Here is an 11,492-nt window from a genome sequence, read left to right on the forward strand (position 1 = left end):
CGCGACGCAGCTCGGGCGGGATGACCGCCTCTACAGCCTCGAGCTTTTGGGCTGCATCAACGCGCAGATAGGTCTCGGTCGTTCGGATGTCCGCGTGTCCCAGCCAAAGCGCGACCTTTCGGATGTCGCGGGTCGCCTCCAGCATGATGACGGCGCAACTATGCCTGAGCTGGTGGGGCGACACTGAACGCCCCGCCAATGATGGACAGTGCTGAGACGCTTTCACGACGTGTTTGTCGAGCACATACTCGAACCCGGATCGCGTCATCGCTCTCCCTTCGGCATTGACGAAGATCTCCGGCGCAGGCGTAAGCCCCCGCACGGCAAGCCAAGCTCGCAGATCTGAGGCTGTCTGCTTCCAGAGTGGAAAGTGCCGATGCTTTCGCCCTTTTCCTCGAACAAGCAGGCTTGGAGCCTGGCCTAGAACCAGATCGGTCAAGGCAGCCCCTACGAGTTCCGACACGCGAAGCCCACCCGCAAAACAAAGGTGCATCATGGCGCGATCCCTGGCACCCAAGCGCGTCGTGACATCGGGAGCATTCAGAACGGCCTGCACCTCGTCCTTGGACAGGTGCTGGACCAGCTTGTTCTCGCAACGTTTTGTCGGGATCGCCCGGATTTGCGCGACTTGGGCCAGGAGGGCTGGATACTGGTATTCAACGAACCGCATGAACGACTTGATGGCCGCGAGCCGTGCATTTCGCGAAGTGGCGCCATTTCCCCGATCTGTCTCGAGATGATCCAGAAAGGCCAGGATCAATGGTGCGTCCAGCTGCTCGATACTGAGCTGCGACGGGCTGGATCCGACACGCCTCGCCGCGAACTGGAACAGCAGTTTGAAGGCATGCGCATAGGTTTCGCTGCTGTGGGCGCTGAACCCGCGCTGCCGAGGGAGGTAATCCTGCATGAACTGCGTAATGGCCGGCGCAAGAGCTGTCATGAGCCGCCCCCCGTCAAGAGTTCCTCGGCTGCGGCAGAGATTTCGGCCAACAGCTCGGGCGTCCGATGCAGATACCAGTACGTGTATCGGAGGTTGGAATGCCCCATGTACGTCATCAGCGCGACAGCATTGCGCGCAATCGCTTCGCGCCCGGCCCCAGACTTTTCGAGCACCCGTGTCGCAAAGGTGTGGCGCAGATCGTGGATCCGAGGGCGCCTGGGCCGACCGGGCGCAATCGCCGCGATGGCAAGGATTTCGTGGAACGCCCTATGCGGGACAGAGTAATAGATTTTCCTCTTTCCTTCGGAAAGGAAGAGATGGTCGTCCTCGGCCGCGACGTCCAGCCTCAGTTCCAGATACCGGTCGAGAACGCCCATCATACTCGGATGCAGTGGCACCATCCGGTTCTTGCCAAACTTGGTCTTTCGGATGTGCAAGATGCCATCCGGCAGAACATCACTCAGGGTCAGGTTCAAGGCCTCCGATATCCGTAAGCCGGTCGATGCGATCAGGCCAAACAGGACGGCATAGATTTCGCGCCGAACTGGAGAGCTTTCGTTCTGTTGCCTGACTCGAGCTGCAACGATGAACCTCGCCAATTCATCGTCCGTGAAGATGTAAGGAATGAACTTGGTCCGATGCGCCTTGAAGATGCCTCCCGGCGGAATCTCATGTGAAGCGTCTTCTGCGTGCAGAAAGGTTGCCAACCGGATGACATCCGTGATGCGGCGATACCGAGTGTCTGGCGTCGACGCACCTTCAGCCCAGGCCACCGCTGTTGCCGTCCTAACGTGTCGCTCACCTTTGGCTTCGACGAACTGGCCGAACGAAGCCAAGTTCTTGGCCGTCTCCTTGAGCTTGAAGCCAAGCGACCGTCGCAGTGCGATGTAGCGATTGATTTTCTCGATCAACATGCGGCCTCCCCCGCCCAGGGCTGAGCGATTTCGCGGAGCAAAGCGAAGTCAACCTTCGCATATTGCATGGTGGTGGACAGCGAGCGGTGCCGGAGGACCGCTCCGACCCCTGCAAGATTGACCCCATGCCGAAGCATCGCTGTCGCCGCCGAATGACGAAGCAGATGGGAACCACGTCGGCCACTCTGGATGCCCGCCCGGTCAAGAGCCGCCTGAACCAGACAGTTCACAGCAAACCTCGACATCGGACGCATCGGATTTTTTGCTGTGACGAACACGCGCGGCGTGGCAAATGACGGCCGTCCCCGATCCAGATAGGCCAGCAGCGCTTCGCCGACTTCTTGAGGAAGAGGCAGCCATTCTTCACGACGGGACTTGCCACCCCTGATGGCAATGCGACCATTCCGCCAGTCGATGTGATCGAACTCAAGGTTTGCGACTTCGCTTGCGCGCAAGCCGAGTCGGACAAGGAACAGAATGACCGCGCGATCGCGCAGGCGGGCCTCACCGCTGCAAGCAGCCACGATCCTCGTGATGTCAGTGTCGTTGAGAAAGTCCGGTACTGGCGCCAATTGCCAGCCCGCAAAATTCGGGATGGCCTGGTCACGGCCGGCCGGGCAACGCCCAGTTGCGATCAGGAAACGCAGGAATGCGCGAGTGGCGGTCACCGTTATCCTTGCATGGGCAACGCCGTGCATGCCCGCGCGTCCCAACACAAACTCCCTGATTGCATGGGCGCTATAAGCTTCAGGCGCGTCGCCAAGAACGAGGAACATGTGAACAAGGATGTTCTGATAGGTGTCGAGGGTGCTGTCCAACACCCCGCGATTCCGGAGCATCCAATCCCGGAACTCGCCAAGGATCGGCCACCGATCACTCGGGGACGGCGGCTTCGGCAGTGGGTCGACAATACCCAGTTCTTCAAGGAAGAGAACAAACAGGGCACCTGATCGCAATCGCATAGAGTAATTCGGCATGGCCCTGAAGGCCGGTACAGATGCTGCGTATCCGCTGTGGATGGTGCCGAGATCATAGCCGGCGTCGTGCATCCAATCCGTCCAATGCCCCAAGTAAATGGTCAGCATTGAAATCGTTGACTTGGTGTAATTCCGTGCGTGAAGCCAACGGACATAGCCCTCGAAGTGTGGGCGGGCGAAATGAAGCCTTGAAAGCGTGAGATACCGCGGAGTGTTCCGCCTTTTCTTGGGGGTGCTGGACATTCGATCTCCTGACATGGGTTCAATGCCGGAAAATGCCGGCGAACCACTTCTCGCCCAAAAGAACCCGCGAGGGCACAAGCTCGTCGTTATGCGGAGCGGATTGTCGAAAATCACTCGCGTTTACAGCGTGATGACCTGACCGCTCCGCATAATCCGTAGCGCGGCATAACAGGCGTTATGCAGAGCACCGCATAAGGCCTGCTTCGAGGGCTATTGGTCCCACGCCAAGGGCGCGGCCGCGCGCATCCGGAACTACGCCCCTACCGACGCGACCCTGCATGGTATCGCCGACCGGCTGCTGGCCATCCAGCGGCGGAACTTCTACCAGCTCGCCGCCGAGGTCAGCCATCGCGGCCGCTACCACCACGAATACACCATGTCGGTGGACGTCACGCGGGACAGCCCGACCTGGCAGCCGCCGACCGAAGACGCCGAGGAGATCGTGACCGAGGCGCTGCGTGATCTGGCCCGCTGGCTCTACCGCCAGCTTCAGGCTGAATACGACCACCTGACCTCGGACGAGGCCATAGAGGAGGGGATCATCGTCAACGAGTACACCTTCACCGAAGAAGGGCGCCGGTTCGGGTGAGAGCGCGGGCAGTTCATTTGATCTTTACAATGAGGCCATATGATCTATATTCAGGCCAATGGAGGACGCCATGTACGTCGCAGAGAAAATCCGAGAACCCGCACAGATCAACGCCGTCGCGTTGAAGGCCTATGCGCGCGTGGCCGATGCCTGGGGCCTCAACCTGAACGAAGCGGCTAGCCTTGCCGACATGACGGTGAGCACGTGGAAGCGGGCCAAGAAGCCGGATTTTGCGGGGGAACTGACCAAGGATCAACTGCTGCGGCTTAGTGCAGTGATCGGCATCTACAAATCGCTCGAACTCTACTTCTCCGAGCCGCTCGCGCGACGCTGGTTCACCCGACCGAACACAGGGCCGCTGTTCGGGGGTAGCCGTCCGGTTGACACCGCCATCGACGGGGGCTTGCCGCAGATCCTCGCGGTGCGGACCTATCTTGATGCGTTGCGTGGCGGGGCATGAAGCAAACCGAGGTTTCCGATCGCGGTCTCGTCCGCCTCCTGCCCGCCACCTACCACAAGCCACCAGCGCTGCGCGGTCTCGTCGATACCGATGACGAGATGGAGATTCTGGCGGAGATCGAGGGCATGACCAGCGGCCGTCTTTTGGCCGAGCGTGGCCGCAATCCCCATCTGGACCCGCGCGAGCTTGCCTGGCAGCGGCGCAGCCGCGATCTGCGCATTTACGGCGACAGTCATGTCAACGCCGCCTTCACCTACACCCGCATCGGCGGAAACCGATTCAACACCGAGGAGCGCGGCGCGTGGTATTGCGCATGGGATGTGATGGTGTCCGTCAGCGAAGTGGCCTGGCACCGCACGCGCGAACTCGGCTTTACCGGCAGCTTCCATGACAGCGCTCGCTATGTGGAACTGCTGGCGGATTTCATCGGCGTCTTCGACGACATGACCGACGAGCCGGGCCATCCCGCACTGCATCCGGATCCGGCGGTCGGATATCCCGAGGGCCAGAGCCTGGCCCAGCATCTCCGCCGGGCTGGATCGCGTGGCCTGATCTACCCCTCAGTTCGGGCTCCCGCGCCGGGCGGGAATTGCCTCGTCTGCTTCGAGCCGCACGCGATCCAGAACGTCCGACCGGGCGCATCCTGGGATCTTGTTTGGAATGGGACACCGCACTACTCGGTTACGGCTGTCGGCTGACGAGTTACAGCGCAAGCGCCCTTGGAGGTCCGAAGAAATGAAACCGGCTAATGACAATAGCGCGGAGGTCACGCACTTGAAGCCATGTGACCATCAGGTGTTCTTTGAGGCTTTGGACTGTCTGCCCTCACCTCCGGACGCACTACGAGCAGCATTTCGCCGGACGAAAGAGAGGTCATTCCGGCAAAACACATGGCTTCCAAAGATGGACTGAGTCCGCCGGTCTTCTGGGCTTCCCATAGACGCGCTGAGGGCGGCGACGCCTCTGCCCCAAGAGACCACTATAGTTGTCTTTGATCAGGATACTTTTCCAGCGTTATGGACGCTCCAATATTGAGATTTCCAAAGAACTGAGGGGCTAGCCCCAAGTGGTGGGAGATATGAAGACGCGGGTTTGAGAGACGGCGGCGACTTGCGGTGGTTGCCGAATCTCGATGCGATGTGCCTCCCGGCGCGCCGTCGGGACCAGACCTTGGTCCTTCGGACAGGAGTTTGACCGAGGCTGATGTCCCGAAGGGCTAATCTGCCAATCTACAGGTTGGCAACTACGCTCGATTTGCCAAGCCACGGTATGGCAAAAGCTCCGGAAGGCCGGAGCTAGCTGAGCCAGCCAGTGCCGTTCTCACTTGTTCCCGTCGATCCACTTCGACATCAGCCCCTTGTCGCGGAAGCATTCATCCGGAACGGCGCGGCGTTTGATCCGGGCAAGGCGCTCGGCGAAGGCGACTTGTTTTGATGACGGGCGGCTGTCCTGCGCGCCCAGGTTCAGCTTGGCCTGTGCGTCGATCCAGGCGCTCAAGGAGCGCCGATCTTGCTGAACGTCCCACGGCAGAAGCGTCTGGTTGCGCAGGGCCAGCGCGCGTGCGTAGGCGATCTGCTTGGGCGTCGCGGGCAGGGCGTAAGTGGTGCTTTCCATCGGGGATTTCCCTTCTTAGCGTGGCTCTTAAAATAGAACATAACAGGAACAAAAGCAAGCCACTGCGGAAATCATGGGGTTTGAGAGGAAGAGGATGGCCGGGGAAGGTCAGGCCTGAGGGTGCCCGAAAGAGGGTGTCCGGGGCTGATCCTGTCCCTCATTCCGGAGTTTCCCGATGACCCATCTCGCCCATTTTGCGACCGAGCGCGCCCTTGCGTCTGTTGTCCCCATCCCGTCCCTTGATACGGCCGCTGCGATCTTGAGCGTGGCCGAAGCGCTGCAGCCTGATCTGGCGCAAGGTTTCCAGATCGACGCGCTGCGGCTGCGCGTTGAGATGGAGCGCGCCTTTGGTGGCTCCGATGCGACCGGCGCCTGGGACTGGAAGCTGGCATATGAAGCAGGCGAAGCAGCGCTGGTCCTGTTTATGCAGAAATTTGGCCGCGCGCTCCTGGCACGTGCCGGTTCGCCTGCCGCCTTGCTGCCGATCCTTGCTAAGGTGTCCGGCCTTTTGCCGACCCATACGCGGCGGTCCGAGGAGATGGAGCGGTTCCAGCAGTTCTCGACGCCGCTGCCCATGGGCTTGGCGGCGCTGGCGGCAGCACAGATCACATCGCGCGATCTGGTGCTGGAGCCATCGGCTGGAACGGGCCTTCTGGCGGTCCTCGCGGAAATCGCGGGCGGCAGCCTCGCGCTGAACGAGCTTGCCGACACCCGCGCTGATCTCCTCCGTCGCTTGTTTCCGGGCCGGCCTGTCACGGGCTTTGACGCAGCCCAGATCGACGATCATCTGGACGCAGGGTTGCGCCCGAGCGTCATCCTGATGAACCCGCCGTTCTCGGCGGTGGCCAATGTCGACGCCCGCACCACCGAGGCGACAGCGCGGCATCTGCGCTCTGCGCTCGCGCGCCTGGTCCCCGGCGGACGGCTGGTCGCCATCACCGGTGCGTGCTTCGCGCCCGATTCCCCGGCTTGGGCCGAAACCTTTGGCTGCCTGACCGAGACCGCGCATCTGGTCTTTACAGGTGCCGTATCCGGTGCCGCGTTTGCCAAACATGGCACCAGCTTCGAGACGCGGATTTCGGTCTTCGACAAATGCCGCGGCGGCGAGGCGGGCGGCATCACAGCCGATCTGGCGCGCCCGATTTCGCCTGATGTCGCCAGCCTGCTGTCGCTGATTACTACCCATGTCCCCCCGCGCCTTGCGCTGGCGCAGGTCGCACCCGCCGGGCAGGGCCCTTCTTCCCCCTTTCCGGGAAATCCTGCCCGCGCCACGCGCGCTGCCATCGGTACATCGCGCGCGACCCCTGCGGCCAGTTCCCACCAGTCCAGCGCACAAATCGAGGCCGAAGATCTGGCCTATGCGCTGCGCGATGCGACTGAGGAGGCCAATACCGCGCGCCTTTCCGACGCGATCTACGAGACCTTCCGGCTTCAGGCCATCGACATTCCCGACGCGGCACCGCACCCGACGAAGCTGGTGCAGTCGGCGGCGATGGCGTCCGTCGCGCCCCCGAAACCTTCCTACCGCCCGAAACTGCCCGCCGCCGTTCTGCACGAGAGCCTGCTCTCTGACGCCCAGCTTGAAACGGTGATCTATGCGGGCGAGGCGCAATCTGCGCACCTCGCCGGCTCGTGGACTGTCGATGAAACCGGCGACATGGTCTCGGCCGCGCCCGACGATGCCACGGACGCTGTCCGTTTCCGCCGCGGCTTCTTCCTTGGCGACGGCACCGGGGCGGGCAAGGGCCGCCAGTCGGCCGGGATTGTGCTCGACAACTGGGCTCAGGGTCGGCGCAAGGCGCTCTGGATCTCGAAGAGCGACAAGCTTCTCGAGGACGCTCAGCGCGACTGGTCTGCCCTTGGCCAGGAGCGGCTGCTGGTCACGCCGCTGTCGCGTTTTGCACAAGGCCGCGACATCCCGCTCTCCGAGGGCATTCTGTTCACCACCTATGCCACGCTGCGCTCCGAGGAGCGGGGCGCAAAAAAGTCCCGCGTCGACCAGATCGTCGACTGGCTCGGGGCTGATTTCGACGGGGTGATCTTGTTTGACGAAAGCCATGCCATGGCCAACGCCGCCGGATCAAAGGGCGAGCGCGGCGATGTCACGGCCTCGCAGCAGGGCAGGGCGGGCCTGCGCCTGCAGCATAAGCTGCCCAATGCCCGCGTGGTCTATGTTTCGGCCACCGGCGCAACCTCGGTGCACAACCTCGCCTATGCGCAGCGCCTCGGGCTCTGGGGTGGCGAGGACTTTCCGTTTTCGACGCGGGCGGAATTTGTGCAAGCTATCGAAGCTGGCGGTGTTGCCGCGATGGAGGTCCTGGCCCGCGATCTGCGGTCGCTTGGCCTCTACACGGCGCGCTCGCTGTCCTATGACGGCGTCGAATACGAGATGCTGGAACATGCGCTGACGCCGGAGCAGCGCGGGATATATGATGCATATGCGCTCGCCTTCGGAGTCATACATCGGAACCTGTCCGCGGCGCTGGAAGCGGCCAACATTACTGGCGAATCCGGCGGTACGCTGAACCGCCAGGCCAAGTCCGCCGCCCGCTCGGCTTTCGAGTCCGCCAAGCAGCGCTTCTTCGGCCATCTGCTGACCTCGATGAAAACCCCCACCCTGATCGCCGCCATCGACGCTGATCTCACCGCAGGCCATGCGGCTGTCATCCAGATCGTCTCGACAGGTGAGGCGCTGATGGAGCGCCGCCTGTCGGAGATCCCCACGGACGAGTGGAACGATGTGCGGGTGGATATCACGCCAAGAGAGGCTTGCCTGGACTACCTCGCCCATTCCTTCCCGGTGCAGCTCTATGAGCCGTTCACCGATAGCGAAGGCAACCTCTCCTCGCGGCCCGTCACGCGCGACGGCCAGCCGGTGGAATGTCGCGAAGCTGCGCGCAGGCGCGACGCGCTGATCGAGCATCTGGCCTCGCTGCCGCCTGTGCCTGGGGCGCTCGACCAGATCGTCCAGCGATTCGGCACTGATCTGGTGGCGGAAGTGACGGGCCGCTCGCGCCGCATCGTGCGCAAGGGCGAGGGGCACGTCGCGCGCCTCGTCGTCGAAAGCCGGGCGGGGTCGGCCAATCTCGCGGAAACCGCCGCCTTCATGGATGACCAGAAGCGCATCCTGATCTTCTCGGATGCGGGCGGCACGGGGCGCAGCTACCACGCCGATCTTGGCGCGAAAAACCAGCGCCTGCGGGTCCACTATCTGCTGGAACCCGGCTGGAAGGCGGATGCGGCCATCCAGGGTCTTGGGCGTACCAACCGCACCAATCAGGCGCAGCCGCCGCTGTTCCGGCCCGTTGCTACCGATGTGAAAGCAGAGAAACGCTTCCTCAGCACCATCGCGCGCCGCCTCGACACGCTCGGGGCGATCACGCGCGGCCAGCGTCAAACCGGCGGGCAGGGGCTGTTCCGGCCCGAGGACAACCTCGAGAGCCCCTATGCCCGCGATGCCCTGCGCCAGCTTTACCGCCGCCTCTATCGCGGTGATGTTGCGGGCTGCTCGCTCGGGGCGTTTGAGGATGCGACCGGTCTCAGCCTGACCGATGACAACGGTCTGAAGGATGACCTGCCCCCGATCACGACTTTCCTCAATCGCCTGCTCGCGCTGACGATCGACATGCAGGCCGTGCTGTTCTCGGTCTTCGAGGAACTCCTCGACCAGCGAATCGAGGGCGCTATCGCTGCCGGGGTCTACGACCTCGGGCTCGAGACGCTGCGCGCCGAAAGCTTTCGCGTCACGGATGCGCGGGTGATCTACACCCATCCCGGCTCCGGCGCGGAAACCCAGCTGCTGACCATCGCCGAAAAGCGCCGCAACACGCCGACCGCGCTCGCGGATGCGCTCGACTGGCTCGACGACCCGAAGGCGCGGCTACTGGTCAACAGCCGCTCCGGCCGGGCAGCCGTGCAGGTGCCTGCCACCAGCCTTATGCTGGATGATGGCACCATCGAGCCGCGGCTACGTCTGATTCGGCCGACCGAGGCAAGCACGGTTCCGGCCAAGATCATGGACGACACCCATTGGCTCGAAGCCGACCGCGCGGCCTTCACTGAAGCCTGGACGGCAGAACTGGCTGAAGTGCCGGAGTTCTCGGAAACCACCCTGCATATCGTGGCGGGCCTCTTGCTGCCGATCTGGAAGCAGCTCCCCCAGGATGAAACCCGCGTCTACCGGCTGCAGACCGATGACGGTCAGCGCATCATCGGTCGCCGCGTTTCGCCGTCTTGGGTCGCGACCACACTGGCGAGCGACGCGCCGAAGCTCACGGCGGCGCAGGTCCATGCCCTTGTTCTGGAGGGCAAGACGGTCGTGCGCTTGGCCGAAGGGATGGAGCTGCACCGCTCGCGCGTCATGGGCGTCAACCGGATCGAGCTGTCGGGCTTTTTGGGTGCCGCCAAGGACCGGCTCAAGGCAGATGGGTTCTTCTCGGAAATTATCGCCTGGAAGCTGCGGCTCTTCTGCCCAGCAGACTCGAGCGGCATCGCAGTGCTTGATCGTCTGCTTGCACGTTGTCGCGTGACAGGACTACATGCGCATGGAGGGTGCTGAGCCATGTATTCCGAGACTGAAGATGTGATCCGCGCTCTGGCGGAGAACGCAGAGAGCGTGTGTCGCGCCTACCTTCCCGCCGGACGGCGGGAAGGGTCCTACTGGATCGTCGGCGATTTGCAGAACAACCCCGGCCGGTCGCTCTTCGTGCGGCTGACTGGACCCACATCAGGACCGGGAGCCCGTGGCAAATGGCAGGACGCGGCTGTCGGACAGCATGGCGATCTCCTCGACATCATCCGCGAGCGAACCGGGATCTCGCGCTTTCCCGATCTTCTGGCCGAGGCCCGAGCGCATCTTGGCCGTCCGCAGCCGGTCCTCCCGAATACGCCAGTGCCGAAGAAGGCCAAAGCCCCCGGTGGCACGCCAGCGGCGGCGGCGCGATTGTTTGCAGCCTCGGTGCCGGTCGCAGGCACGCTTGCCGACACCTACCTCCGCTCCCGAGGCATCACCCAAGGCGGCACGATGAGCGCGCTGCGCTTCCACCCGAAGTGCTGGCATCGGGATGAGGGCCAGACCCGGAGCATCCCCAGACCGGCGCTGATAGCTGCGGTCACCGATGGGGCAGGGGCCTTGCAGGGTGTGCATCGCACCTGGTTGGCACCTGACGGACAGGGGAAGGCGGAGGTCGAGACGCAGCGGCGGGCCATGGGTCACCTCCTGGGCAATGCCGTCAGGCTGACCCCGCAGCACAACATCCTCGTGGTCGGCGAAGGCATCGAGACCATGCTGTCCCTTTCCGAGGCGGCCTCCGGCCTTCCCGTCTGGGCGGCTCTCTCGTCGGGTCACCTCGGGGCGGTCCAGTTGCCGGAGGGGCTGCAGCGCCTTTACATCGCCATAGACCGCGATCCGGCCGGGCAGCGCGCGGCAGAGAGGTTGAGCGCCAGAGCCCTTGATGCCGGGATTGCCGTCCGGGTGCTGGAACCGCGGCTCGGAGATTTCAACGATGATCTCCGGGCGAGCGGCAAGGACGCGCTGCGCCAGCATCTGGCAGGGCAGATCGGGCCAGAGGATCGGCAGCGCCTGTTGGGCTGAGCTGCATCGCGCAAAGGGTGGCCCGGGAGTGCGGGGTAGGGTCCCTGCAGTCCAGTCGTGGCTGTAGATCGTCGCCCTCGCCTTGTTCCCGGGCCTTGCTCATCCACCCGACACCCGAGCGGCCTTCAAGAGATGGGCAGGCGGCCGTCAAAGGGGACGCCC

At 63.3% G+C, this 11,492-nt stretch carries 8 protein-coding genes and 1 pseudogene; 5 read left to right on the forward strand and 4 right to left on the reverse strand.

From position 1 onward, the window contains the following. The 3 genes from ROS217_RS21135 to ROS217_RS24810 form a co-directional block, all read right to left on the reverse strand. Positions 1–940: tyrosine-type recombinase/integrase (locus tag ROS217_RS21135; RefSeq protein WP_009820098.1), on the reverse strand; the 940-nt coding region annotated here is incomplete at its 3' end. Further along, a complete protein-coding gene (locus ROS217_RS21140; RefSeq protein ID WP_009820096.1) occupies positions 937–1,854 on the reverse strand; it encodes a tyrosine-type recombinase/integrase in 918 nt (305 codons plus the stop codon). The genes ROS217_RS21140 and ROS217_RS21135, both read right to left, overlap by 4 nt. Then, positions 1,848–3,074: a site-specific integrase gene (locus ROS217_RS24810; protein WP_050766486.1), complete on the reverse strand. Its 1,227-nt coding sequence runs from the start codon at positions 3,072–3,074 to the stop codon at positions 1,848–1,850. The genes ROS217_RS21140 and ROS217_RS24810 overlap by 7 nt, the downstream gene beginning before the upstream one ends. Before the next feature lie 196 nt (positions 3,075–3,270). Between ROS217_RS24810 and ROS217_RS21150 the strand changes: the two are divergent. The 3 genes and pseudogenes from ROS217_RS21150 to ROS217_RS21160 all read left to right on the forward strand — a co-directional run. Then, a pseudogene (locus ROS217_RS21150) lies at positions 3,271–3,663 on the forward strand (antitoxin of toxin-antitoxin stability system); the annotation flags it as partial. A gap of 58 nt (positions 3,664–3,721) precedes the next feature. Continuing rightward, complete coding sequence (locus tag ROS217_RS21155) at positions 3,722–4,123, forward strand: MbcA/ParS/Xre antitoxin family protein (RefSeq protein WP_009820100.1); 402 nt, start codon at positions 3,722–3,724, stop codon at positions 4,121–4,123. Further along, the gene (locus ROS217_RS21160) at positions 4,120–4,821 is read left to right on the forward strand and encodes an RES family NAD+ phosphorylase (RefSeq protein ID WP_009820101.1); all 702 of its coding nucleotides are present in this window, start codon (positions 4,120–4,122) and stop codon (positions 4,819–4,821) included. Before ROS217_RS21155 ends, ROS217_RS21160 begins: the two co-directional genes overlap by 4 nt. A 622-nt stretch (positions 4,822–5,443) precedes the next feature. Here ROS217_RS21160 and ROS217_RS21165 read toward each other — a convergent pair. Further along, on the reverse strand, positions 5,444–5,737 hold the full coding sequence (locus ROS217_RS21165) for a hypothetical protein (RefSeq protein ID WP_009820102.1): 294 nt from the start codon (positions 5,735–5,737) through the stop codon (positions 5,444–5,446). A gap of 175 nt (positions 5,738–5,912) precedes the next feature. On the opposite strand from ROS217_RS21165, the gene ROS217_RS21170 reads away from it, so the two are divergent. After that, positions 5,913–10,295: a bifunctional class I SAM-dependent methyltransferase/DEAD/DEAH box helicase gene (locus ROS217_RS21170; protein ID WP_009820103.1), complete on the forward strand. Its 4,383-nt coding sequence runs from the start codon at positions 5,913–5,915 to the stop codon at positions 10,293–10,295. A 3-nt stretch (positions 10,296–10,298) separates the two neighbouring features. Next, a complete protein-coding gene (locus tag ROS217_RS21175) occupies positions 10,299–11,330 on the forward strand; it encodes a DUF7146 domain-containing protein (protein WP_009820104.1) in 1,032 nt (343 codons plus the stop codon). The last annotated feature ends 162 nt before the right edge of the window (positions 11,331–11,492 follow it).

The organism is Roseovarius sp. 217 (assembly GCF_000152845.1).
Lineage (GTDB): Bacteria > Pseudomonadota > Alphaproteobacteria > Rhodobacterales > Rhodobacteraceae > Roseovarius.